This is a genomic window from Psychrobacter sp., from assembly GCF_018260395.1.
Lineage (GTDB): Bacteria > Pseudomonadota > Gammaproteobacteria > Pseudomonadales > Moraxellaceae > Psychrobacter.
The window spans coordinates 15,979-42,288 of record NZ_JAGLBC010000007.1 but is presented as its reverse complement, the minus strand read 5'-3'; the positions used below and the strand labels follow the sequence as shown (position 1 = coordinate 42,288).

Sequence of the window (26,310 nt, the reverse complement as noted above, 5' to 3'; positions counted from 1 at the left end):
CAGCATCTAACGTAGTATATCTGCCAATATTATTCATACCATAAACGTCTGAACAAGCAACGGTTGCTAAAAATTCTCGCAGTACAGGGGCGGCTTCTCTTAATGCCACAGCACTATTACCATTAACATTAGCAGTGGCTAATTTACTTTTGATTGTTTGATATTGAGCAGAGGTCAAACTAGGTTGACCCGACATTGTAGAGCTTTCGCCTATTGATGTAGTACTACTGGTTGGAGTAGTTGATTGAGTACCTAAAATAGCGTCGGTCGCATTAATTGCTTTGGTTAATTCATCAAAAAATCCTGCGTAAGCTGGCATAGTGCTAGTCAATAGAGCCATTACTAACAATTTCTTCATTACTTAATCCTATTTAAATAAGTCGGTCACTTCAAAGCTAAAGTACACCTATCAAAGCAAAAAACAGGTATAACCGTCGATTTTAAAAGTTGTCATTTACAAATATAGCTAAATACATTTTAAATTAAAGTTAGGTGCTTTACCACAACCTTAAATAGCTGGTAAAACCTTATAAAACTGGCAACGTTCGTACAATCTTAGCGTTATTGACTGTAGAAATGGCAATGCTTAAAGCAATCGGCCCAGCCATACTGTCCTTGGCGTTTATGGCAATCACATCGAGGCGCACCTGTATTTTTACAAATTAAATAAGTCACGGGCAAAAAATAGCTAAGGACTACTGCTACTGCCTTAATGTAATTAGGCACACATTCTAATCAGTTGTATGAAACAATAAAAATAATTCGCTCAAGTTACCCTCGATACTATTAGCCATTTGCGCTAGGGCATCCTCATCACGACGAATAGCAGCTAAATCCTCATCTTCTTCGCCATCGATAGTATCAATCCCACTAAAGACCATCATCGGCAAAGTGAGCATCGCCACATCTTCACTGTTTTCTTCATCGCTAAACCAATCAACGTTTTCATCACCGTACATGGCGTCAACAAAACCAATCGACCAAGCGGTTAATTCTGACTCTGGAGAGAAGTCCATTTCGCCCGAATCATCATCGATATCTAAAGGTAAGGCAATGCCCTCTTCGCTATGAATATCTTCAAGTAGCGCCTCTCTCCATGCTGTAATAGCTGCTTTTACCTCAACATTGACCTTCGACTCTTGACCTTCAAAGAGTAAAGAGAGCCAATTTGGTAATGGCATACCCACTATTGTTGCGGTTAGAAATCCGTGAGTCGCCACACTGTCAAGGCCATGGACATTGTCCTCAGAATCTAGGAAGTTTTGTAACTCTTCTAAAGTCATAGTATTCTCATTTATTTTTAGGTGAAAAATGCGCACTAGCCGTGTCAATTAAATAGCGTTAAGACTCAGCAGTATATGTATTTAGCATACCATTAAATTTAGTACAAAATTTAAAGGTTTTAACAGGTTAATGGTTAGCTTGAGGCTAACCGCTTATCTTAATCATCTTCATCTTCATCCGACAAATCATCATCACCATCTTCATCATTAAGGTCTTCATCATCGAAGTCTTCGTCATCAAAGTCTTCATCATCAAAATCTTCGTCAAAGCCATCTTTTAGTTCACGAGCCAAGCGTTTTTCTTCTAGCATGTTATCGATCAGACGGCGCTTTTCAAGGCTGGTTAAACGTACAGTTTCTGTTTCCGCTTCATCCACCTTTTTTGCATCATCATCGTCTTCAAAATTTTCATCATCGAAATCATCAAGATCATTATCACTCATGGCTTTATCCTCTTATCTTAATGGTCTGATATGACCGATTATATTTATTGGTTAATGTATTGGTTATTTCAGGCAAATGGTACATCAATTAGTATCAACAACGTATACTTATATTTCTAAAAACACTAGTTTAATTAAGTTAGTCTATTTAGTTAATAGGTAATAGCAAACTTAATTTAAAGCAGACAACAATACGGCATCACGAACTTCAATTAACCGCTGCATCATTGAATCACTTACCCCTTCTACTATTGCACAATCACGCTCATAAACCGTGGTTGGGTTTTTCAAACTATTTAGCTGAATATAGCCACGTAGTTGTTTAATGCCTTCTACCGGCAATAATGCCAAAATATCATCCTCACTAGCATTATTAACGAGCAATTGCTCCATCTTTTCACTGGTGGCTTGATCACTTACGCCGGCGATCACTTGTAAAGCAAAACGCTGTAATTCACGATGCTTGATATAGGTAACTTCATTAAGCATGACGTAAGCTTTGGCCAGCATTATCGCTGCTAAACCAGCCTTGCTATGACTAGTAGTGGCTAAGAACTCAACTGTTGCCCCATTTTCATCGAATACTGGCTTATTATGTAGCTTAATACCAAATAAAATGGGCTGCTTTAGAAGCTCATCAATCGTACGCTGCAATAGCTGATTACAAAGCGCAAAATAGGGTTCTGATTTTTCAAACGCCAATGCCGTTAACAGAAGGTTAGGGTCATAAAAACGAATTTTGACAGTTGCCACTTCAATAGGTCTGTTGGCTGTTAAAGATTGCAGCTTAGCGCCCGTTGTTGTTAAAGCACCTTCAGACTCAGACAACTCATCTGCATTGGCCCCACCATTGCCAATGGCATTGTCATCTATTTTTTTCAAAATGTCTTGATGAGCGTTAGCAGGATTATCGGACGTAGATTGTACTGTATGTTGACCCTCATTGATTAGGTCGCTGTCAGCTTGAGAACTATCCTCATCTTGATGCGATTTTATATACGCACCCAATGCTTTATGAATACTTAACCCATCTTTAGGTTGCGAAGGTTCTGAAACGGAATGTTCGTCTCCTACTCGACCTGAATTTTGATTTTGATTAATCAAATAATCTTGAACATCACGACTTAAAGCGGCCAACTGCTCTCGCGTAGGCCGTGCCACATAGCCATATAGTAGCCAAATAAGTAAGTGAGTGATAAATGACCCCAAAATAAATATCCACTGTGAGGCGATAATTTCACCATTGCCAGTATCACGTAAGGTCATATCTACTCTACCGATTACGGAGTCTCCCATAATCACTTTACGACTTAGGGTCTTACCTTCTAAAAGTTGGGCTTGGCCGGTTTGAATTAACACTTGATTATCAATGTCTTTTACAGTCAAACTTGCAACAGTATTCTCACTGGTATATCTACCAGTTAAAACACTTAAACTGACTTTATCCTTACTCAGTAATGGCAGTTTTACTTCATCAATAAGTTGAACAAGCATTCTTTCGCCAGTCTGAGTTTTAAGCTCATCAAGCTGTTGATTGGTGCTAATCAACAACAATGTGGTGTGTATAAAAAAGCTGATGAGAATAATTATGGCAAACAGGCCTTGCCGTGGCGCTAAATAGGTCATGTTATGCTAAACTTTTATTAATAGGGAGGGGTGCCATGTTAGGCACGCTCTATTATTCCTAATCTTGCCTACGCTTACAAGGGGCTTAGCTCACCATGACGAAAAATACTACAACTAACTACCAAAATAATGAGATTTTGACTACTAAAGACGATTTTATTAACCTTAATAATGCCACTGCCAACTTCGCAAGCTTCGGTTCTGGTATGACAGCGCATTTAAAAGCATGGATTACTGCATTACAAAAAGCCAACGACTTATTGCCTCATCAGTTACGCTTTAGCGATATTGAGTTCGATCATGGAAATAATGAAAGTGGCAAAATATCATTACATTTGGTTGAGCAATTAGAGTCCTTGCCCGTTTTTGCGCTCTCTGTAGTAGTACAAAAACAAGCCCTGCATTCAGAATCAGCTAGTGATACAGATAAAAGTGATCAAGATAAAAATGCCGCGTTTGAGGCTCATATTGCTGAATGGGCATCACAAAATCCATTGTGGCAACTTATTGAAGTCGTGCGCGGCACCGATAGTCTTCAGGATATTACTGGCAGTGACCGTTTGACCCCAGTACTAACCTATCGTTATATCTTAATGCCAACGGATACTGCCACCATGCAGCCTGCTAAAAAGTCTGCTGCAGCACGTCTTCTTGATGACAGTATTACCTCTCATTTGCGCCAGTTTATTGATAGTCTACCTATTACGCATGATCTCGGTGGCGATGCCTCCATTGATTGCCATATTGTATCTTTAGCAAAAATGCTTCGCCCTCATCGTGTTGCCGTTTTTGATATGGATTCTACTTTAATTGAGCAAGAGGTGATTGTAGAGCTTGCCAAACACGTCAATATTGGTGATCAAGTGAGTGAAATCACTGAGTCTGCAATGCGCGGGGAGATTGATTTTGATACCTCATTTAGCGAAAGACTGGCATTATTAGGAGGCATTTCTACTGATGCATTAGATGAAATACAGCAACAGTTGACCCTTTCAGCCGGTGCCCGCACCTTAATTGCTACCTTAAAATCTTTGGGTTATCACACCGTATTGGTATCTGGCGGTTTTACTTACTTTGCTGAGCGAATCGCAAAAGAGCTAGGCATTGATGAAGTGCATGCCAATGAATTAGATATTGAAAACGGGGTCGTAACTGGCAATGTTAATTTGCCTATCGTTAATGGTGAGCGTAAAGCGACATTAGTACAGCAAATTGCCGATCGAATGAACATTACTACTGCTCAAATTATTTGCGTCGGAGATGGTGCCAATGATTTACCAATGATGGCCATTGCAGATTTAGGAGTTGCCTATCATGCTAAACCGATCGTACGTGCTCGTTCTGATGCAGCTATCAATGCCACAGGTTTAGAAGGCGTATTGTACGTATTAGGCTATTCAGCTCAAGACTTGCTCTAATCTGATGTAGTAAAAATCTATGTCCATTATGAACCCGTACTTAATTTTAGACATATTTAAGAAAAACCTAACAATTACTTGTATTTAGCGACAAAAAGAATCGATAAAGTCAGACTGTTTGCTATATTATAATGGCTATAGAGTCTGACTTTTTTATTTGCATTTTTTTATTTTTATGCTTATAAACTGGTATTATCAGAAAAAACAACCTTCTAAATAACGACCATAAAATTTTTACAAAATTAAATTTATTTCATTTAATTGTCATATTTTCTTCGCATTAAGTAACATCTAGCCTTGGACCCTGTGTCAAATTTTTCTTAAAACTAAGCGACAATCATTGTCGTAAGTTCTTTAGATTTACTTTGTATTTTAATAAAACATCGGCATAATAACTATCAATCAATCGCAACAATCGATTTACTACATGCAGTTATTGTGTAGTATCTATTGACCGTTCATGAGGCAAAATACATGACAACTTTATCCATCATGGCTAGTAGTACCCCTGGGTTAACTAGTACTTTATCTTGGTCTACTTTAGGTTACATGCTTCTCGTTGTAGGCATTGTAGCCACCTATTTATCTGGACGTCGTTATTTACTTGGATATTTAATTGGAGGCATGGGTTATTGGATAGCTATCGAGGGCATTCAGTCTATCGTGGTTAATGTCACCTCTGTGAGCAGTGGCTTCGGCTATTTGACCGCCATACTAATTAGTGTGGCTATGTTGGGTGCTTATTTAGCATACCGCTATAAACAGTTTGTCGATAATTTAGAAACTCAGAAATCTGGCGTGGAATCGTTGGGTCGTCGTACTGTTTCAATGTCGGCCGCTGCAAGAGTTCGTACCCCTCGTGATAAATATATTGAACATACGCCTATCTATAATAACTATGAGCCACGCTTTCGTAATTAATGCTAGGGTGCTTGCAACTTAGGATTAAAGTTATAATAGATTACGGTTAGTTTTAAATTTTTTAACAGTCTTATGATCTACTCAGATAGCTAGTCTCATTTAAACCCTATCTATTCATTTTAAATTATTTCTTAATCACGCTTCATTAGGGTTAATGAGGCGTTTTTTGTTATGGGCTAATTTATTGATATGTGATTATTTTATTATTAAGTTAGCTTAGCTTATAGGTCTTAAGCTTATTATTGGAAGCTCTAATAACTATTTTCTCAATTGCTGTAATGAGATTACAACGGATAATATATATTGACACTAATATAATCTAAAATTATGACTTACAATAATATTACGCATAGTATAGGGTTTATAATACTACTTAAGCATGTTGCTTTATAAATCGCTTGCCTAGTCATGAAGATAGTTTTAAGCTTATAACTAATCCCCCATCCTTATTATATGGACTTTATTTATGTTTACTGTTCCCGTATTAAATATCAAAGCCAATCCTTTAGACGCTCTATTGGCAGCCGTTGGTTATCGTTTATCCATGTTGGCTAAAAGCGATGACCCAAATATCCAGCAAATTCTTGAAGGTCGTAAAGTTAGTATCGAGTTAGGTAGTGAAGCTGATGGTATTGCTCGTTACTACGTTTTTGATGAAGGTTCTTTCCAGCAGTATTCAGGTAAAGCAAATCAGCCTAGCCTACGTATTGATTTTAAAGATTCTATGACTGGTGTGAAGCTGTTAACTGGTGGTAATGTTGCCGCATTCATGACAGCCATTCAGGACAAAGATTTAAAAATGGAAGGCGATTACAGCTTGCTAATGTGGTTCAATCAACTGGCCAAGCATATCGTTCCAGCTGTGCCTGAAGAACTTAAACCAATTCTAAAAAAAGCACGTCCGCTTGCTGAAAAAGCACGTCCATTAGCGCAAAAAGCACAAGGCATAGCTTCGCAAGCGTTGAATATGGTTATGCAAAAATTAGCCAAATAAGTCTTACTAGCTTACTCACTAGTCTTGACAGTCAGGATTAACCTCCTGATTTGGCTACGCTAATTTAGATAAACAGATTTAGATGCTCAGATTTAGATACATAGCTTTAGATGCACTGATTTACATGTACTTATTTAGACAAACAGATTGAAGCTATATTGAATGCCTAAATGGTTTTGTCCATTTAGGCATTTTTTACGCCAATTATTGCCATAACAGATTATAATTAAGTGATACAATCAAGATAACCTGTCACCTCCAGAAATGCTCAAATGGTGGGTAGTGATGAATTGGTGAGCGCTCTAACGGTTATAATTTGTTAACAATTACTATTGCCAAAAGTTAGCAATTTGATTAATAAAATTCGATTAATGAAACTTGACTATTAAAATTAGATTATCAAAATAAGATTTTATAACTTCGATTATTAACAAAGGAATGCAATATGAGCTCTTTGTCCCAACTTAAAGAGCCTGATACCAATGCTTGTTTAGACAATTTGACTATATTGGCCAAATCTAGTAATCAGACTCAGCAGTACAGCATATCTAATACATCTGATGTTTTTACTGATCCTGCATTGAATACTTCAACAGATGACGCGTCAGATTATAAAATCAAGGCAGTTAATCAGAAAATTAGTCGAAAGTATATACAATCGCTATTTGATCTGCCTTTTATGGATTTACTCATGCAGGCGCAAAGCATCCATCGTCAGCATTTTAATGCCAATGAAGTTCAGGTAAGTACTTTATTATCAATTAAGACCGGTAATTGTCCTGAAGACTGTGGTTACTGTTCGCAATCTGGCCATTATCGTGATAGCACTGGACTGCAAGCTGAAAAGCTACTACAGGTTGAAAAGGTGTTGGCTGCGGCTAAACGAGCAAAAGCTTCAGGGTCCTCCCGATTTTGTATGGGAGCGGCTTGGAAACATCCCAATGATAAAGACATGCTATATATTGCTACCTTAATCAAAGAGGTAAAAGCGTTAGGACTCGAAACTTGTATGACATTGGGCATGTTAAGTGCCGAGCAATCCGAGCTACTGGCAGAGGCAGGACTTGATTATTACAACCATAATTTAGATACCTCGCGCCATTATTATGATCAAGTAGTGAGTACCCGTAGTTATGATGATCGCCTCCAGACCATAGATCATGTGCGCCGCTCTGGGATTAAGGTGTGTAGTGGCAGTATTGTTGGTATGGGAGAGAGTCGAGAGGATCGTATTGATTGGGTATATGAACTTGCCTCAATGCCTTTACCTCCAGAATCTATACCGGTTAATCTACTGGTGCCAATCCAAGGGACGCCACTGGGGGACAAAGTGTTGACGGAAGGTCAATTGCCCGTATTAGAGTGGATACGCACTATTGCCGTTACTCGTATTTGTTGCCCTAAAAGTTATGTCCGTCTATCTGCTGGCAGAGAAAGTCTGTCAGACGCTGAGCAAGCTTTAGCTTTTATGGCAGGTGCTAATTCCTTTTTTTATGGCGATAAGCTGTTAACTACAGGCAATGCCAGTCAATCGAATGACGATCGTTTGATGACCATGTTGGGATTAAAAACCATGTCACCCAAGCCTGCCCTAAAGGTAATCGATGCGCTAAGCGGTCAAAAAAGCTATTTGTAATAGATAACTTAGAATTGAACGAATAATTCATACCTTCATTAAAGTGGAATAACAACTATGGTAGATTATTTATGGCAGATTATTTGAACTGGATAAAGGCCGCCCATGTCATCTCTATGGTATGTTGGTTTGCGGCTATTTTCTACTTACCTAGATTATTTGTCTATCATGCTATGAGCGATGACAAAGTGAGCCAAGATCGTTTTGTTATTATGGAGCGAAAACTGTTTCGCGGCATTATGATGCCGGCAATGATTGCCACTTGGATTTTTGGCTTATGGATGATTATATTAGGCTGGGATGTCTATAAGACTCAAGGTTGGCTGCACGTGAAGCTATTACTAGTGGTTTTACTCTCGGCATATCATGGTCTATGCGGGGTCTATCGAAACAAGCTAATCGATAATCCAAAGTTTAAAAGCCATGTATTTTGGCGTTGGTTCAATGAAGTACCGGTGTTCATATTAGTAGCAGTGGTGATTTTAGTAATCGTAAAACCCTTTTAATAAGTTTTTCAAAGGATTATTTTCATCTATTTTTTGGCTGACAATTAACTATAAAGTGGGCCGCATGACGTTATAGGTATTTGAGACATCATAAACTTTATAACTTGCCGGCTCGTTGCGACTCTCGCCTGCATAACTTAAGATCAAGGCTTGATTGGTACTGCGATTGACCCAACCCACAAACAGACCGCTGTGTTCAACATCATTATAGTCATGATTAATATAATACAACCAATCTCCAGGTTGGATCGCATTAGTGTCTATGAAGAAACCGTAAGGATATTCGCCCTTGAATATGGTTTCTTTTGTTACCCCTGCTTTATTGAAAGCTGCATTTAAATAATCCCAACAAGACCCTGAAATAATCTCCCTATTGTCTAATGCCATTTGACGTACTGTACGCAGCACCTGTTGACTGGCTCCCATAGAATTTTGTTCAGCTTGATATAGAATATCTATGTACTCGGCATTGATATTTGGGGCAAAAGCATAATTTTGATAAAAGCTTGTGGTACTTTGCAGATTATATGATGCCGGTGTGCCAGAACCATGATAAGAAGTGGTGGATTCAAAGGATTGGGTTTTTCTCTCAATTAAATCGGCCAAATCATCGGCATGTGACCAAGAGCTTGATAGAAACGTTACTAAGGCAACGGCCATAAAGGGTATAGCTTTAACTAACATAGCTTTTACCGACATTGATTTGACTGACATTGCTTTGATCGACATCGATTGAAGCATATTTGATTGATGAGTATGACGGCTCATATTTAGCCTATAGCTCATTATACTCAAGCAACGTAATCTCTTATTCAGCAGAATATTTGACACTTCTATATGTTACTCCTTATTGTATTTACTAAGCCAAAGTCTAATAAAAGCGCATTGAGAAGTGTCAGCTATAAAAACTGACAGCTATAATAAAAGGTGCATTTTTAAAAAAAGCTACGCTATAAAAAACAATTATGAAGATTGCATCTTGATATTGGCATTACGTTTGCCAAATTGCTGACCTTGCAAAATCGCTTGCATTACTTGAGCTTCTTTTTCAGAATCAAATCCAGAAACCTGACACTTGGTACCACCATTTGCGCCAATAATCGTTAAAGCTTTACCATTAACATTGATAGTGTCATCTGCAGCTAGGCTAATGCGTTGTATTTTACCCAAATGATTATGGACAAACAGTCCAGATTGAACTTTAACAATACCTGAACTTATATGAGTCTGACTGCCTTTTTGACGGCTACGCAGTCTATTAAAAAAATAGCTACCAACGATTAGCAATCCTAAAGCGCCTATTGCCAAGCGCTCAGGCAATAAGCTCATGCTTATTGCTACGCCTAATGCCCCAATCAATAAGGCCATACTGAACCAAAATACACCGTCGCCTCTAACTTCTGACTTACCTGACAAAGTTATATTAGCGCCATTATCCGTTACTTGCAGCATGATTCGTTGTGTCCTATTGATCGGCTTAAAAATAGCGACTTTTCAAATAACCACTACCAACCTAAAGCCGTTTGTTGTAGCTTGACCAAGTCTGCAATGCCTTTTTCAGCCATAGCTAGCATTTTATCTGCCTCAGCACGGGTAAAAGGCTTTTTCTCTGCAGTACCTTGAATTTCAATGAACTCGCCTTTTTGGGTCATTACTACATTTAAATCAGTATCGCAGCTTGAATCTTCTAGATAATTTAAATCTAGCAAAATTTCGCCATTTTTTACACCAACAGAAACAGCTGCTACCAACCCTACTAATGGATCTTCTTTCAATTTTTTCTTTTGTTGTAGAGCTTCTAGCGCATCGATTAGAGCAATGGCTGCACCGGTAATACTTGCAGTACGTGTGCCACCGTCTGCTTGTAACACATCACAATCTAAATAAATGGTGTTTTCACCAAGTTTATTTAAATCAACCATTGCTCTTAAGCTACGGCCAATCAAACGTTGGATCTCTTGGGTGCGTCCAGACTGCTTGCCACGAGCGGCTTCTCGTTGATTGCGAGTATTGGTGGCACGAGGCAACATACCATATTCAGCTGTTACCCAGCCTTGACCTTTACCTTTTAACCATCGAGGCACGCCAGATTCAACACTAGCGGTACAAAGCACTTTAGTATCGCCAAAACAAACTAACACTGAGCCTTCGGCATGTTTGGTGTAATTACGTTCAAAAGTTACAGCACGTAGTTGATCAAGCTGGCGGTTATCTATACGCATCGCTAAGTTATATCCTATCTCTATTAAAAAAATGAAAGGGCTAAATGAGAGATTGAGGTTTAACTCAACCCTTCTCAATTCGCCCAAATATATTGGCTCATCGTAACGTGATGACTAACCAATAGCAAGCGCTAGTCAAGGCTATTGCCTCTACTATTGACTATTCTAAACCCTCTCTTTTGCGTAGCTCTTTGCGTAAAATCTTACCTACGTTTGATTTAGGCAGTTCATCCACAAACTCAACAATACGCGGACGCTTATAGCCGGTTAATTGCTTTTTACCAAAATCTAATAACTCTTGTTCAGTCACTTTAGCGCCTAGTTTTTTTACCACAAATATTTTTGGATCTTCACCACGGCTATCACTTGGAATACCAATAGCACCAACCTCTAATATAGCCGGATGCTGAGCCATAGCTTCTTCGATTTCGTTAGGATAGACGTTAAAACCAGACACTAAAATCATATCCTTTTTACGGTCAACAATTTTAATAAAGCCTTTTTCATCTAAGATACCAATATCGCCAGTTTTGAAATAGCCATTTTCAGTGAAAGCTTCTTTGGTCTCATCAGGACGATTTTGATAGCCGACCATAACTTGAGGACCTTTAACACAAATTTCACCACGTTCCCCAATCGGCATCTCTTTGCCATCTTCATCGATTAAGATAATATCCGTATCTGGAGCAGGTACCCCAATTTTAGCGGTGAATTCAGAAATATTCATAGGGTTAAAGCTAACCACAGGTGAAGTCTCTGACAAACCATACCCTTCTACGATAGGTAAGCCCGTTACTTCATGCCAAGCTTTGGCAACGCTCGGTAATACTGACATACCGCCACCGATAGAGGCTTTTAGATTAGAGAAATCTAAAGTTTTAAAATTCTCATTGTTAACCAATCCATTAAATAAAGTATTTACTGCAGGGATATAAGCAGGTTTGTATTTATCTAACTCTTTAATTAGGCCATCTAAATCACGTGGGTTAGGAATTAACAGTGCCGCGCAACCTTCATACATCGAGTACATACCACATACCATAAAGGAGAACACATGATATAAAGGCAGAGCGGCTAACAGGACTTCACCATTGCTAGAATCCCCAAAAGCAGCTCTCATTACCATATCAATTTGAAGCATATTTGCGATAAGGTTACCGTGAGTCAACATAGCACCTTTAGCCACACCGGTAGTTCCGCCAGTATATTGCAATAAAGCCACATAACTTTGGTCAAGCTCAGGGCGCTTGTATTGATGAGCAGATACCGACTCTAAAGCTTTTTTGAAACTAGTACTGTTAGGAATCGAATAGCTTGGTACCATTTTTTTAACATAGCGCACCATAGTATTGACCACAAGGCCTTTAATCATCCCTAACATGTCACCCATGCTACAGACCACCACGTGCTTTACCTTGCCCTTGTCTTTCACATCTTCAAAAGTTTTGGCAAAGTTTTCAATAATAAAAATGGCCTGTGCATCGCTATCATGGATTTGATGCTCAAGTTCACGGCTGGTATAAAGTGGATTGACATTGACCAGTATCATGCCGGCACGTATCACGCCTAATGCAACTATAGGATACTGTAAGACGTTAGGCATCATTACCGCCACTTTATCGCCCACTTTAAGACCTAAAGATTGTAGATAGGCTGCGATTTGACGGCTGCGGTTGTCCAATTCACGATAGGTTAAGCTTGCACCCATACAGATATATGCATCACGATTGCCATAACGTGCAAAGTTACGTTCAAATACTTCTAGTAATGAGGTGTCATCAGCAGGCTTATCAATTGAAGCACTTAGGCCATAACGTTCATAAGATTCAAACCAAGGACGATCACTGGGGATATCAGGATAGGTGGGAAAAGTACCGTGATATTCACTTGAAGGTGTCTGATTGGTATGATTAGAAGCTGTTGTCATGTAATTACCTGTAGAATTATTTAATGGAACAATAACTGCATTATTATAAATAACCTCTTGTATACAAAGAGGTTATGTGAATATATTTGTCAAAAAATGCATGAAAGACTATCTTGTAAAAACCCTATAACTTATTATTTCTCTAACTTTTTGTAAAATATCAATCCTAATATAACAACGTAGCGCATAAAATTCGTCTACATAGTTTTATTTATATAGTATCCAAAAACACTGCTTAGTTTTTTATACAAAAAAAAGGATACGCCAAATGCTCGTATCCTTTTTAAATATGTCTAATGAATCCATTTATACTTTAGTATAGTACTGTGGTTATTGTACTCGCTAACCAACTAAACTTAAAGTATGAAATTTTGAGAGATTTTGTACATCAATTAGCTTTTATTCTTAGCTTCTTCCATATTACGTAATTCTTTACGTAAAATTTTACCGACATTTGACTTAGGTAATTCGTCCACAAATTCAACAAAACGAGGACGTTTATACCCTGTTAAATTCGCTTTGGCATAGTCCAAAACCTCTTGTTCAGTCAAACTTGGATCACTTGCCACAACGAAAATCTTCGGTACTTCGCCACTCTTCTCACTATAAATACCGATCACACCACACTCTAAAATCTTTGGATGACCGCTCATCACATCCTCAACTTCATTGGGATAAACGTTGAAGCCTGAAACGATAATCATATCTTTTTTACGGTCAACAATTTTGAAATAGCCCTCTTCATCCATTACCCCGATATCACCTGTGCGGAAATATCCATCTGGCGTCATAACTTCACTAGTCGCATCTTCACGCTTCCAATAACCTTTCATAACCTGTGGTCCACGCACACAAATCTCACCGCGCTCACCGATGGCAACTTCGTTACCTTCTTCATCAATGATGGCCATATCTGTAGCTGGGAATGGCACACCAATGTTTCCTGGGAACTCATCTAAGCCCATTGGATTCGCTGAAGCTACTGGTGAAGTCTCAGATAAGCCATAACCCTGAACGATCACATTACCAGTACCTTTTTTCCATTTCTCGGCTGTGTCAGTTAGTACTGCCATACCACCGCCCATGGACATCTCAAGCTTACTATGGTCAAGCGCACGGAAGTGCTCACTGTTAATTAATCCATTAAATAAGGTATTAACCGCTGGGAAGAATGCAGGTGGATAATCTCTATAAGCTTTAATTAAGCTTTTACCATCGCGTGGATTAGGCACCAGTGAGTTAATTGCACCTTTGCGTAAACCATACATACAACATACGGTAAATGAGAAAATATGATACAGCGGTAAAGCCGTTAAAATAACCGGCTGCTCATTTAATTCTTCAAACTTATCAAAGGCAGCACCAATGTAAGTGTCGGCTTGTATTAGGTTGGCGACCAAGTTGCCATGGGTTAACATAGCGCCTTTAGCAACACCAGTAGTTCCGCCGGTATATTGTAGTACCGCAACATCTTCTAGACCAATATCCGTAGGACGCTTATATTTTTTCTTAGCGCCAATTTTTAAAGCCTTTTTAAAAGTGATACTGCCTGGAATATTATAGGCTGGCACCATTTTTTTCACATAACGAACTACAGAGTTGACAATAAAGCCTTTGATGGGGCTCATTAAGTCGCCCATTGAAGCCACAACCACATGATCTACAGTCTTGTTAGCAATATCAGCATATGTTTTAGCAAAGTTTTCTAATAGAATAAGCGCTTTGGTATCTGAGTCTTGAAGCTGATGCTCAAGCTCATGCGTGGTATATAATGGGTTCACGTTTACCAGAACAAAACCTGCACGGATAACCGCTAAAATACAGATAGGCGTCTGTAAAATGTTGGGCATCATTACCGCCACTTTATCGCCTTTTTTTAGGCCTAGCGACTGCAAGTATGCGCCAATATATTTACTATAAGTGTCTAAGTCATCAAATGATAACTCTTGGTTCATACAGACAAAAGAGACCCTACCTTTATGGTTTACAAAATTTTCTTCAAAAACCTCAATTAAAGAAGTATTGGCTGCTGGCATTTCAATGTCGTACTGCATGCCAAATTTTTCGTATGTCTTTATCCAAGGTTTATCGTTGCGGCGAAATTGATTATTTTGATTGTCCATAATCTACGGAGCTCCTAAAGAATTGCTTAAACTGTATGATTTAATAGCATAAATTGTCATTGAATGGCTCTTACTACTCGCCTGTATTAATTTGTATCTAAAATACACTATTTAACTTGTAGATGACAACCAATATGTGAATTAATGTCACAAAAACGATTAACCAGTAAATTTATATTAAATTTAAAGCTTGGCGTCATCAGTTGACGCATAACACCTAAGATTACTACTTAATTTAGCTCATATCCTATACGATATACTGTACAGTACTTGCGTTTTTTTAGTAATTTAGAAATTGTTTATTCATTTCAATAGACAATAGCTTAAGCGTTAAAATAAAACCAACTTAAATAGTAGTTGATTTATTGCTACTGCTATAATAGCAAGATTACTGACCGAGTGATTGTATAAATAATAATTTAGACTACCGATATTAAACTTAAAATTTTCACACTGCTTAAATAAAAATTCTCACTGTAGTAAATTTTAGTACTTATAAGCACCTTTTTATTTAAAACAAGGCAAAATTACCAATTATGTCTGATATTTCAAATATCCCACCGACTTCAACTGTCATACCTACAGAAGCAATGGATACTCGCTCTGTAGCAGAATTCACAGAACAGGCTTATCTGAACTATGCCATGTATGTCATCATGGATAGAGCATTGCCACACATTTCTGATGGTCTAAAACCGGTTCAGCGACGCATCATCTATGCCATGAGTGAACTGGGTCTAAAATCGACAACCAAACCCAAAAAATCAGCACGTACGGTCGGTGATGTGTTAGGTAAATATCACCCTCATGGTGACTCAGCCTGTTATGAAGCCATGGTACTTATGGCGCAACCTTTTAGTTACCGCTATCCCCTAATCACCGGACAGGGTAACTGGGGTAGTCCTGATGACCCTAAGTCATTTGCAGCCATGCGTTACACTGAAGCTAAAATGTCAGCCTATGCCAACACCTTACTTGAAGAGCTGGCTCAAGGGACTGTAGATTGGCAAGACAACTTTGATGGTTCAATGCAAGAACCGATAACCCTTCCGGCTCGCCTACCTAATATTTTGTTAAATGGAACTACGGGTATTGCGGTAGGTATGGCCACTGATATTCCGCCTCATAATTTAAATGAGGTGGTGCGTGCTGCCATTCGTCTGCTAAAGAACCCTGAGTTATCTGTTAAGCAATTGACTCAATCTATACCCGCTCCTGATCTGCCCACTGCGGCCGAAATTATTACCTCTAAAAAAGACTTACAAGCTATTTATGAGTCTGGACGTGGCAGCTATAAAATGCGCGCCGTGTACCATGTCGATAAGCAGGAAAAGAATTTAGTTATTATTGATGCACTGCCTTATCAAGTGTCAGGCAATAAGATTCAAGAGCAAATTGCTAAGCTTATGATGGATAAGAAGCTGCCTTGGATAGTAGATATTCATGATGAGTCAGATCATGAGAACGCTTGTCGAATTGTATTGGAGCTTCGTTCTACTCGCGTTGACGTCGATCGGGTAATGAGTCACTTATTTGCCAGTACCGACCTTGAGAGCAGTTATCGCGTCAATATGAACGTGATTGGGCTTAATGGCAAGCCGCAAGTAAAAAACTTGAAAGAGATCATAGAGGAATGGTTGGTGAGTCGCCGTCAAGTAGTGACTCGCCGCCTACTGTTCCGCTTGGACAAAATCGATAAGCGCCTACACATTTTAGCAGGCTTGTTAATTGCCTATCTGCATATTGATGAAGTGATTCGCATCATTCGTGAAGAAGATGATCCAAAGATGGAGCTGATGACCCGCTATGACTTAAGTGAGATTCAAGCCAACGCTATTTTAGACATTCGTCTACGTCAACTAGCCCGCTTACAAGAGATTGAACTTCGCACTGAAAAAGATGCTTTGGAAGCTGAGCGTGCCACTATCCAAGAGCTACTTGATAACCCTGAAAGTCTAACTCAGTTAATTATTGCAGAGTTAGAAGCCGACATGAAGGAGCATGGTAATAGTCGTATGTCGCCTGTGATAGAGCGTGATGAAGCAACCGCACTTAAAGAGTCTGATCTTGTGCCAAGCGAACCCATTACTGCTATTTTGTCTAAAGCTGGCTGGATTCGTGCTGCTAAAGGACACGATGTTGACGCTACTGGCATGAGTTATCGCTCAGGCGACAGCTATCAAGCCCATGTACGTAGTAAGTCTAATGAAAAACTCTATATTATGGACAGCACCGGTCGTAGCTACAGTATTGATGCGCATATATTGGCTTCTGCGCGTGGTCAGGGCGATCCATTAACCAGCGTGTTAAAACCTGCCGCTGGTGCTAGCTTCGAGCAGCTGCTTGCCGGCGACGATGATCAGCGTATTATCTTGTCCAGCTCAAAAGGCTATGGCTTTATCAATACACTGGGTAATCTTGAGACCAATCAAAAAGCGGGTAAAAATGTCATTAACTTTGACAAAGATGCTCATTTACTTAAAGTGGCCTATGTTGATGTCAAAGCAGAGTCTGAAGATGATAAGCATGCCTTGGCTCAAGATCAAATAGCAGTGGTTACTTCAGCCGGCTATTTATTGATATTTGCAATTGATGAACTGCCAGAACAGCAGCGCGGTAAAGGCAACAAGTTAATAAATCTAAAAGACGATGATGATGTAGTGGCAGTGTTGCCTTTACATCATGATGACAGCTTGACGGTAACTGCTGGCAAGCGACATGTCACACTAAAACCTATGGATTTAGCAAATTACACCGGTAAACGTGGTAATCGCGGTAGTCAACTACCGCGTGGTTTTCAAAACGTGACTGATATTTGGGTAGCAGAGTAGCATCGCTATTTTGCTTAATAGAGAACTGTATCTCAATAAATTTTTGAAGTGAGTCTATTGATGGTGTTAAAACCTTTTTCCTTAAGGCAGCTACCTTTGGGTAAACACTTGCCAAAACAAATTTTGATTATTTCAGTAATAATGATGCCTTTAGCACTTAGCGCATGCTCATCTTCAAATAGCGACAAAGCTGGCATAAATATTGAGTCTATTAAGCACCTAAAAGATAAAATATTGCAGATTATTACCCCTGAACCTGAAGACGCTATAGAAAATGAATCACAAGCGCCTACTGAACCGGTTAAACAGTTGCGTCCGAATATTAGTCAGCAATTTATTGGCGATACGCCATCGCAGTTACGTCTTGCAAAAGCTTTACCAGAGCTGCCTTATGAGACCACTAACCTTCCTGAAAAAGCTCAACAGGTTAACCAAGCAGTCTGGACTGCTGATGCACCTCTTGATGAGAATGTCATTCTAAAGATTCAGGCTTTACTGAATTATAACCATCATTCTGTGGGTGCCATTGATGGACGACTTGGTAAAAATGCTATCAAGGCGATACAAGTATTCCAAGAAAAGCAGGGTCTAGAGGTTACAGGTAAAATAGATGACGCCACTTGGAAGTTACTGACAGCGGACAGTACTATAAGTGCTCAGCCAGTATTGGTCAATTACACCCTCACAGATGATGATGTGACTTTAATTAATAATCCAAAAGGGCAGCAGTTTAAGTCTGTGCTTGAGGCCATGGGTGAAAAATTTCACATGAGTAAAGCACTGCTATTGAAGCTAAACCCAAACACTAAGTTTGAAGCAGGCAATAAAATTGTGGTGTATAACCCATATCAGCCTAATGAGATTCCAGTGCACCGAGTCGTGGCGGTGAAGAGCAAGAACTTACTATATGCTTATGATGAAAATAATGAGCTTGTGGCCAGTTACCCAACCACTATGGGCAGTAGTTATAAACCTTCACCAAATGGTCAATATAAGGTTGTCAGTCGCATCATAGATCCAACTTATAACAAAGACTTTAAAAACCATAAAAGTGTGCTCCCTCCTGGTCCAAATAACCCTGTGGGCCGTGTCTGGCTAGGTCTTAGCAAACGCAGTTACGGCATCCATGGCTCTCCAGAACCTGAAAGAATCAGTCGTCAAAACTCTTCAGGATGTGTGCGCCTAACCAATTGGGATGCCCTTGGGCTATATGGCACTATTGAGGACGGCGCTAAAGTAGAGTTTTTATAACTTAAGGCTAACTTTAGCCATTACGCTTTTGGTTTAAACACGATACTTTAAAAATTGTATTGGGGGGCATGGTTTTGTCAGTCGCTCGCAAAAACCCCCAATTCGCCCAAAATCTTTTAAATATGATTAATCAAGAAGTTAATTGCGATACGGATAAAAAACGTTTGGAAAGTATCATAAATGAATTTAAGAATACTGTTATTACATAAAAAATTAATTATTCAATATTCCAATAACTCTTTAGAAAAAAATACTTAGGATTTAAATATTATTATCTTTTTGTTAGCAAGTAAGTTGAATTTTTTAATTAAATCAATCTTTAGTAAAGGGTATTTAAATGAAAAAATTCAAGTTATTAGCCACTACGGTTTTATCTAGTTTACTAATGTTCTCGGCAATCAATGTAAATGCAAAAGAAATTAATGAAAATTCTCTTAGCAGCCAAATTAAGAATGATAGATTTCACACTCGTATTATTCCATTACAAGCCGAAGATACTGTAAATCTATCTTCTTCATACAATGCTACAATTATTACCAGTCCAGAAACCGGACAAAGATTTTTAAAAGTTCCTGCACAAGTTTCTGAATATGGTTTAAAAAAGGCTGCCATAGTTATTGCCTTTAGATATGGCGGACCAAATCTCGCTCTAGTATTAGATACAGTCTCACCTGCTGTAGGAACATATATAAAAAATAATTCCTTGAAAATAGCCACTACAATTGATGGAGTAAGTTATATGGCAGAGGGTTCAATAATGCAAGCTCTAATTTCGGCAGGTATCCCATCTACAACTGCAAGAACTATCACATGGGCTATAACAACTGTCTTACTATAATAAAAATGGAATTAATAAATGTCTGATATTTCTATTGAAAACCTTGCAAAAGAAGTAACAGCTTTGAATAAGAAAGTTGAACAACTTCGATACCATAATTTTACCTTAGCGACCTTGGTTGCTAATTTAATTGAAGGTGAATCTGTTGTAGGTTCTTTACAAGAACTTACGGTATTACTAGACTTATCAAAGGAAGACTTAAAAATTTCCCAAAAATTAATATCTAGCTATGATGGCGATATTGATTTACTTAAGAAAAATTTTAACAATCCTGATGGTAACCTTAGTGAACAAAATCTACCTCTGATTGTTCAAGCCTATAGAAATAGTAGTTCAATGATAGAAAAATGCGATAAAATTATTTCTGACTTACAAAAATAATTTTATTTTTTTTGTTTTTCAAAGCTTTTAAACAACAATCCTTTATTTTTAATATATTTTTATTTTTAGACCCTAAATTATTTTTTAAAATCATATACTTACTAGCCTCCTTCTATACACTATTAGCCTCATAGTAAATCAATATGAACCTGATAAATATCAGACTATTTCTTACTTATTAAGATCCTTATTGATTGCTTTCTTAGCTTTCGCATCAGGCTTTGTAATAGTAGGATTTATAGGAGATTCTAGGGATCAAGAGTTAAAAATTGACCACAATACTTTCAATACCTTATCGTATTTTTCACTTACTGTACTTTTTTTTATACCTAGCATATCTAGAATGAATGCTAAATATAATTTGGAACTCTATCAGGAAAACTTTTTAATACTGAATTTACAAGGTTAATTGGCTAGTTACCCGTTGCTTGCCGGAATAGCCATACACCGAATTTATAAAATATAGTAGCTACCAACAGTAGTATTAACACAGCGATAATATAAACCATTGCGTTTGGAAAAGGACTTAACCAACCAATACTAAATGCTAAGTTCTGAAACCCTTCCATAGGCCATTGTGACATTGGCGTATTATTGCCTGAATTAAATACTGTCGATACTATAATTAGTCCGAAGATAGCACTAAATACGCCCATTATCTGTGGCTTATACATAATTTGAAGCCTTATTGATTATGCTTAATTGATAACCTAAATGTCACTAATTTTAGAACGCTTTTGCTGATTAGCGCAATCCGAGTATCGGTATAACCAAATCCTCTTCATCCGTCAAATGCTGCGATAAGAAGTCGCTGCCAGTAATTAAGTTAGCATGTAAGCGGTCTGCTAACTTTTTATCTTCATGCTGCGCTTTTGCCAACTCATCATTTAACCCTTGTAGATCATCTAATAACTTATCGAGTCTAACATGGTCACGCTCTAGAATATCAAAGCCAGTCTTTAACTGCGGATAGGAGCTGACAAACTCAGGAAAGAATCCATGATCCTCTACACTGTGGTGCTGATGCAATTTAAGCACATGCATACTAATACGCTGTAGCACCTGACTTCGATAATTATCCCAATTTAAGGCACCCATTAAATACTCTTCACTTAGCTGTCTTAAAATACGTTGACGCTTACGAATATTGGTATGGACGTTTAGCCACCCAGACGTTTTGTAAGCATAATCAGAGGAGTACCATTGATTAGGCGGTAGTTTTTCATATAAAAATAACCAATCAGGGTCCAATCGACTTTCAGGATGTCGGGGTGTTGCAATGACCTTGTTCTCTTGTTGATTATTTGGGCTTGTATTTTCAGTTGCGCTGTTCACAAGTCACCTCCTTAACGAAGCACTATTTGAGGCTACACCCGTTTTGACTAAACCTTAAGGTATATAACACTCGTTATTATTTACTAAATCCAAATTATTTAATAAATCTAAATATATCGAATTATAACTGTAGAGTTTATATAAGGTTTATCCGATCATTATCAAGGTTTTAACGGCGTTGATTTGTATAGGGCGTGTTGGTGAATACATCCTATTCATTCACGATATTTACTTTAATACTTGTAAATACTCCTTCCTGAAGCCTCATATTTATTCTTAAACACTTATAGTTAATTTAGGTCTAGTTCATCCCAAATATCAGTAAATATCGCTTCTAAATTGGCTCGCATTTCTAACGTCAGCTTGGTACATAAATGGCGTAATCCATGCACCTGTACCCCTGCCACCTCAGTGTAAGCATAATAGTCTTCCATTTTACCCATTAAAGGCAGCTTTCTGACGATTATCTCACTACCGTCACCATAGTGCTCTAAGAAACGATCAAAGGAGCGCCAACCCATACAAATAATATGCTTAGGATTGATGTGTTCAATATCCAATCGAGTCAGGGCATGATGCTCAAGTTGCATATCTTCAGGCAATTCGGATAATTGGGCGTGTAGGACGGCTTCTTTGGGCGCAGCAAAATAGGACACGAAGCTGGTCTCAGCACAGCGCTCTAATCGCTTAATATCGCCTGTACATACCACATCGACAATACGCTTGGCATAGCGACTGCCTCTTGCAACATCAGCAATATATTTACAGGTAAGCTTTTCAAAATCCTTTACCACAGCTTGAGCTCGGCGCGCTTCAATATCGCCCCAGTCCTCTCGATTACTGTGCCCAGGATTGATACTGACAAATAAAATATCCGGACGCACTGGCTGACCGGTAATAAAATCACCGGTATAGCACAAGGGATCATCACCGAGAATTAAATTAGCGCGCGCCACAAATTCGTTGATGCGTTGTTGCTTGTCTTCAAAATAAGCATAGGTCATACGATAGCTCCAATCAATCTTTTAACTCGCACTTTATTGAAATAGCACCTTGATTATAAATCCAGGTCGCTTTCTCTTCCTTGGGCATTGATGCGGCGCTGTTCCTGACGTTGATAACGAACTCCTGAACCTTTGTACCACTGTACCTGAGTTTGTTGTAGCAAGTCACTTAAGCTTTGTAATTGTGCCTGCAAGGTTTGGGTCAACCAAAAGTAACCCTGCCATTCAAAATCCAATTGGTGAATACTTGGATAATCTGATATTTTTATACGGGTAATAGGGCGAAAAACTTCATCACTGGGACTTCTTAACACCGCTGCCATATGGCGCATGGCCTGCGTTAACTCAGAATGATAATGTTCCAATAAAATACGATTATCCCCATCAATAGGGTGCTGATTAAGAGTTGGAGCCGCACTTAATAACAAGTCGATGGTGCCAATAATATTACGATGCATGCGCTGAATTTGATCAAGGGTTTGTTTGTCGATACCTGTCTCATTAGCGGTGGCGGCAATATGAGCACGTGCTTTTAAAAGGCGTTGATTAATTTTTTTAAGACGTTGCACCATATCATCATTCACCAGACTACCTATCTTGGTATCACTTAACTCGCCTATTGACGTAATGGTTGTGGCACCAAGATCCACTCTCGACTCTCGGGGAGATAATAGTTGATCGTCTAAGTCTACTCTTTGTATAGAAGCTGCCTTGATAGTCGGAGCTAAAGCTTCTATTGAAAGTGGATGTAGCTGCTGATTATCATTAGGCTCTTGAACGTGCAGCCCTACCCCATCGTATACTTGCGCGCAGGCTTCAAGATTATTGGCTAACAAAAAACGCCACATCAAGGTGGATTTAAGCGGCAATATTACGGTCGCAACCACCGATATCAGCGTGCCAATAATGACATTCAACGCACGGTATAGCCCATCTTCACCGACATTACTAGTACTGGAGATAATCATGCACATAGTGATGCCTGTCAGCATGCCGATATAGCCCAGTTGACGAATGGCATAATAGCCAATGATGGCACTTACCACCCCTATCACTAAATAATATAGCCATTGTTCATTTAGCAAATTATGGTTCAAAAATAATAACACCAGTCCTATGACGATACCGAGAGCGGTGCCAGCGATACGTTCAATCGCCTTGGTATATATCGCACCTTGGTATTGAAGTAGCCCCAAAATGATAAAGACGGTAATGGTCGTCCACTCACCATGCGGTATTTCCGTCACTTGGTTGATAATTAATGCCGTTACGATAGCTAAACCAATGCGCATGGCATGCAGCAAGTCTGCGTTTTGGTAACGGGCATAAGGCTCGATAAAAGGGGCAGCCAGACGTTGTTTGAGAGACTTATTTTCCACAATCTATTATTTCCAAAAGCATTTTTAGACAGCCGTTTTATAGACACACGGTTTTCAAAAGCAGTTTTTACAAAAGAAGTGACTTCAAAAGCAAAGCCACATTCGGATAGGGCCTGTTTAGATTTAACGTTATCCTATAACCCTTAGCAAACTTATTTAAAATTTTTATGATGAACAATTAATTCATAATCTCGAATGTCGTCAAATATTTCAATATCCGCTGGCGTATCGCTGGTTTTGATTACGCTCATATCGCCTGTCGTCTCCATCACCATAGCAAATACTTCAGAAGTAGACTTGATGCCATTTTTACGAAGCACTTCTTGCAAATCATTTTTCGACATTTTGGCTTCTTTAATATTATCCCAATTAAACTCACCATGCGCCATCAACACAATAGGTTGATTGTCAACCAGCCTTCTAATGACGGTTGATTTCCGGCGTATCACTGAAATACACCCTTGTAATAAGAACAAAATTGCAATCGCCAATAACCCTTTTAACAAAGCAGGTGACTTCGACAAAATAGTAGACGCCAGAATACTACCCATAGCGACCGTCATGGCAAAGTCGTAACTTGATAACTTAGCAAAGCTACGCAGCCCCATAATTCTAGTATAGAAGATAAGGGCAAAATATACAGCGGTTGCCGACAGTACCACCGCTAGAGCAACTTCCCAATCTATAAATAACCACTTTGACCAATCCATATTTTCCCTCAATATTGAACAGACTCTAAATGTTAAACAGACTCTAAACTTTATCGGTATAGGGTAACATTATCACCCTAGTGAACTCTTTAACAGTCATAGTGCTATTTTGTAGTCATGTGTCACGCTTTAATATTAATTGCATCTGATAGCTTTATTCAATTTTCATTATTTATTATTCATTATTCTCAACCTACTCTTGCTGTTCCCACCATGGTGAGGTAGGTAAGTTGTCTAAATCAAAAACTTGTCCAATCAGTGGCGCGGCAAGTTTAATTTTTTCTTCTTCTGGCAGAGTGCTATTGTGAGCATCAATAGCTGAAGTAATGCGTCTCACAGGTTCCCGCCAATGATGGGTCGACAAGTCAAACTTGCCCCAATGTATAGGTAATATCTCTTTGGCTTGTACATCAATACCCGCTTGATCAGACTCCTCAGGGAGCATATGCACCTCTCGCCAGCGCTCGTTATAAGCCCCATCCTCAATAAAGGCGATATCAAAACCCTCAAAGCGATCCCCAATCTTTGCAAACTCTTCACAGTACCCACCATCACCACTAAAATATACCGACAATTCAGGCGATTGTACCGCCCAACTACTCCATAATGTCTCACGATGCCCGGTAATACCTCGACCGCTAAAATGGTGACTGGGGGCAAATGTAATCGTAATAGCTTGACCATCGTTTCCAGCTATCTGTGTACTGTCATACCAATCATATTCACTAACCTTTGACTCCGCCACACCCCAACGCAGCAGATGTGCTTTTACGCCTAAAGGTACATAGAAATGACCAACCTTATCTTTCACTTGCTTGATGGCTTTATAATCTAGGTGGTCATAATGATCATGCGAAATAAGCACCGCATCGATATACGGCAAATCGTCAACGCTAGGTACATGCGTCATATCAAAAGGCTTGGCACCAATAGAAATGGGTGATGCACGATGAAAAAAAGGGTCAGTAATCAGGGTTTTGCCCGCCGTATTAAATAGTACGGTAGAATGACCTAACTAACCAAACAAACTCACCTTCTTTTAATGTCGTATTCGCAATACCATGACTTGGTGCCTTTGAGGCGTTTAAAGAATTGTTTTTTGAATCGGAAGGATTAGGGATTAAATTTAAGGGTATTGTCTTGATTGGTTGACTGGGGTTTTTACCTTTTGGCGGGAATAAAAAATCCCATAGCATATTACCATTTTGATCAGACTCGCCTTTAAGGACGCCGGAGAAAAAAACTGTACTAGCGTGAGTTTGGGTTAAATTAACGAACGTCTTTCCCTTAAAGTTTGGTGACGATTGAATGCGAGACTGGCTATCAGAATCCGGCTTACCCCCAAATGTTGGTGCAAACTTTAAAAATAAAACCGTTAAAATAACTAGGATGATGATAATAATCAGCAACCACTTAATGACCAATAAGAAGATATGCATAACAGCAAAATCCAACCGTAGAGTATGTGTAGTGAGAGTAGTG

At 38.9% G+C, this 26,310-nt stretch carries 25 protein-coding genes; 9 read left to right on the top strand and 16 right to left on the bottom strand.

What is annotated here, in order from left to right; all coding sequences use genetic code 11:
• From QZ265_RS01505 to QZ265_RS01490, 4 genes are all read right to left on the bottom strand, one after another.
• Positions 1 to 358 (bottom strand): hypothetical protein (locus QZ265_RS01505; RefSeq protein ID WP_296402673.1); only part of this gene is annotated, 358 nt, incomplete at its 3' end.
• 373 nt (positions 359 to 731) lie between these two features.
• Entirely contained in the window at positions 732 to 1,283 is a 552-nt protein-coding gene (locus QZ265_RS01500; RefSeq protein ID WP_296402672.1) for a YecA family protein, read from the bottom strand.
• Between the two features lie 158 nt (positions 1,284 to 1,441).
• Positions 1,442 to 1,726, bottom strand: coding sequence for a PA3496 family putative envelope integrity protein (locus tag QZ265_RS01495; protein ID WP_296402670.1), 285 nt, complete (start codon positions 1,724 to 1,726; stop codon positions 1,442 to 1,444).
• A 171-nt stretch (positions 1,727 to 1,897) separates the two neighbouring features.
• Positions 1,898 to 3,352 (bottom strand): hypothetical protein, encoded by a 1,455-nt coding sequence (locus tag QZ265_RS01490; protein WP_296402668.1) that lies wholly within the window; start codon positions 3,350 to 3,352, stop codon positions 1,898 to 1,900.
• A 95-nt stretch (positions 3,353 to 3,447) separates the two neighbouring features.
• On the opposite strand from QZ265_RS01490, the gene serB reads away from it, so the two are divergent.
• The 5 genes from serB to hemJ all read left to right on the top strand — a co-directional run bounded on the left by serB (position 3,448) and on the right by hemJ (position 8,827).
• On the top strand, positions 3,448 to 4,770 hold the full coding sequence (gene serB, locus QZ265_RS01485; RefSeq protein ID WP_296402666.1) for a phosphoserine phosphatase SerB: 1,323 nt from the start codon (positions 3,448 to 3,450) through the stop codon (positions 4,768 to 4,770).
• A 474-nt stretch (positions 4,771 to 5,244) separates the two neighbouring features.
• Complete coding sequence (gene aciT, locus QZ265_RS01480; RefSeq protein ID WP_296402664.1) at positions 5,245 to 5,691, top strand: AciT family ciprofloxacin tolerance protein; 447 nt, start codon at positions 5,245 to 5,247, stop codon at positions 5,689 to 5,691.
• A 466-nt stretch (positions 5,692 to 6,157) separates the two neighbouring features.
• Positions 6,158 to 6,685 (top strand): hypothetical protein, encoded by a 528-nt coding sequence (locus QZ265_RS01475; protein WP_296402662.1) that lies wholly within the window; start codon positions 6,158 to 6,160, stop codon positions 6,683 to 6,685.
• A 445-nt stretch (positions 6,686 to 7,130) separates the two neighbouring features.
• The gene (gene bioB, locus QZ265_RS01470; RefSeq protein ID WP_296402660.1) at positions 7,131 to 8,321 is read left to right on the top strand and encodes a biotin synthase BioB; all 1,191 of its coding nucleotides are present in this window, start codon (positions 7,131 to 7,133) and stop codon (positions 8,319 to 8,321) included.
• Between the two features lie 71 nt (positions 8,322 to 8,392).
• Positions 8,393 to 8,827: a protoporphyrinogen oxidase HemJ gene (hemJ, locus tag QZ265_RS01465; protein ID WP_296402659.1), complete on the top strand. Its 435-nt coding sequence runs from the start codon at positions 8,393 to 8,395 to the stop codon at positions 8,825 to 8,827.
• Positions 8,828 to 8,875: 48 nt separating this feature from the next.
• Here the strand turns inward: hemJ and QZ265_RS01460 are convergent, their stop codons facing one another.
• From QZ265_RS01460 to QZ265_RS01440, 5 genes are all read right to left on the bottom strand, one after another.
• A complete protein-coding gene (locus QZ265_RS01460; protein WP_296402657.1) occupies positions 8,876 to 9,595 on the bottom strand; it encodes a hypothetical protein in 720 nt (239 codons plus the stop codon).
• A 195-nt stretch (positions 9,596 to 9,790) separates the two neighbouring features.
• The gene (locus QZ265_RS01455) at positions 9,791 to 10,279 is read right to left on the bottom strand and encodes a hypothetical protein (RefSeq protein ID WP_296402655.1); all 489 of its coding nucleotides are present in this window, start codon (positions 10,277 to 10,279) and stop codon (positions 9,791 to 9,793) included.
• A gap of 53 nt (positions 10,280 to 10,332) precedes the next feature.
• Complete coding sequence (rph, locus tag QZ265_RS01450; protein ID WP_296402653.1) at positions 10,333 to 11,049, bottom strand: ribonuclease PH; 717 nt, start codon at positions 11,047 to 11,049, stop codon at positions 10,333 to 10,335.
• Positions 11,050 to 11,209: 160 nt separating this feature from the next.
• Positions 11,210 to 12,976 carry an AMP-binding protein gene (locus tag QZ265_RS01445; protein ID WP_296402651.1) on the bottom strand — a complete coding sequence of 589 codons (1,767 nt, stop codon included), beginning with the start codon at positions 12,974 to 12,976 and terminating at the stop codon, positions 11,210 to 11,212.
• A gap of 392 nt (positions 12,977 to 13,368) precedes the next feature.
• Entirely contained in the window at positions 13,369 to 15,099 is a 1,731-nt protein-coding gene (locus tag QZ265_RS01440) for an AMP-binding protein (RefSeq protein WP_296402649.1), read from the bottom strand.
• A gap of 536 nt (positions 15,100 to 15,635) precedes the next feature.
• Between QZ265_RS01440 and parC the strand changes: the two genes are divergently transcribed.
• From parC to QZ265_RS01420, 4 genes are all read left to right on the top strand, one after another.
• Positions 15,636 to 17,930: a DNA topoisomerase IV subunit A gene (parC, locus tag QZ265_RS01435; protein WP_296402647.1), complete on the top strand. Its 2,295-nt coding sequence runs from the start codon at positions 15,636 to 15,638 to the stop codon at positions 17,928 to 17,930.
• Positions 17,931 to 18,038: 108 nt separating this feature from the next.
• A complete protein-coding gene (locus QZ265_RS01430; RefSeq protein WP_296402645.1) occupies positions 18,039 to 19,181 on the top strand; it encodes a L,D-transpeptidase family protein in 1,143 nt (380 codons plus the stop codon).
• 337 nt (positions 19,182 to 19,518) lie between these two features.
• On the top strand, positions 19,519 to 20,019 hold the full coding sequence (locus tag QZ265_RS01425; protein ID WP_296402644.1) for a hypothetical protein: 501 nt from the start codon (positions 19,519 to 19,521) through the stop codon (positions 20,017 to 20,019).
• An 18-nt stretch (positions 20,020 to 20,037) separates the two neighbouring features.
• Complete coding sequence (locus tag QZ265_RS01420) at positions 20,038 to 20,400, top strand: hypothetical protein (RefSeq protein ID WP_296402643.1); 363 nt, start codon at positions 20,038 to 20,040, stop codon at positions 20,398 to 20,400.
• A 413-nt stretch (positions 20,401 to 20,813) separates the two neighbouring features.
• Here QZ265_RS01420 and QZ265_RS01415 read toward each other — a convergent pair whose 3' ends face one another.
• From QZ265_RS01415 to QZ265_RS01385, 7 genes are all read right to left on the bottom strand, one after another.
• Positions 20,814 to 21,074, bottom strand: coding sequence for a hypothetical protein (locus tag QZ265_RS01415; protein ID WP_296402641.1), 261 nt, complete (start codon positions 21,072 to 21,074; stop codon positions 20,814 to 20,816).
• A 70-nt stretch (positions 21,075 to 21,144) separates the two neighbouring features.
• Positions 21,145 to 21,735 carry a hemerythrin domain-containing protein gene (locus tag QZ265_RS01410; RefSeq protein ID WP_296402639.1) on the bottom strand — a complete coding sequence of 197 codons (591 nt, stop codon included), beginning with the start codon at positions 21,733 to 21,735 and terminating at the stop codon, positions 21,145 to 21,147.
• Between the two features lie 290 nt (positions 21,736 to 22,025).
• Entirely contained in the window at positions 22,026 to 22,739 is a 714-nt protein-coding gene (locus tag QZ265_RS01405) for a hypothetical protein (RefSeq protein WP_296402638.1), read from the bottom strand.
• Positions 22,740 to 22,792: 53 nt separating this feature from the next.
• Positions 22,793 to 24,118, bottom strand: a complete 1,326-nt coding sequence (locus QZ265_RS01400; protein WP_296402636.1) for an FUSC family protein — start codon at positions 24,116 to 24,118, stop codon at positions 22,793 to 22,795.
• Between the two features lie 152 nt (positions 24,119 to 24,270).
• The gene (locus tag QZ265_RS01395) at positions 24,271 to 24,828 is read right to left on the bottom strand and encodes a YetF domain-containing protein (RefSeq protein ID WP_296402634.1); all 558 of its coding nucleotides are present in this window, start codon (positions 24,826 to 24,828) and stop codon (positions 24,271 to 24,273) included.
• A 193-nt stretch (positions 24,829 to 25,021) separates the two neighbouring features.
• Positions 25,022 to 25,798, bottom strand: coding sequence for an MBL fold metallo-hydrolase (locus QZ265_RS01390; protein WP_296402677.1), 777 nt, complete (start codon positions 25,796 to 25,798; stop codon positions 25,022 to 25,024).
• 19 nt (positions 25,799 to 25,817) lie between these two features.
• The gene (locus tag QZ265_RS01385; RefSeq protein WP_296402632.1) at positions 25,818 to 26,267 is read right to left on the bottom strand and encodes a hypothetical protein; all 450 of its coding nucleotides are present in this window, start codon (positions 26,265 to 26,267) and stop codon (positions 25,818 to 25,820) included.
• Positions 26,268 to 26,310: the final 43 nt, after the last annotated feature.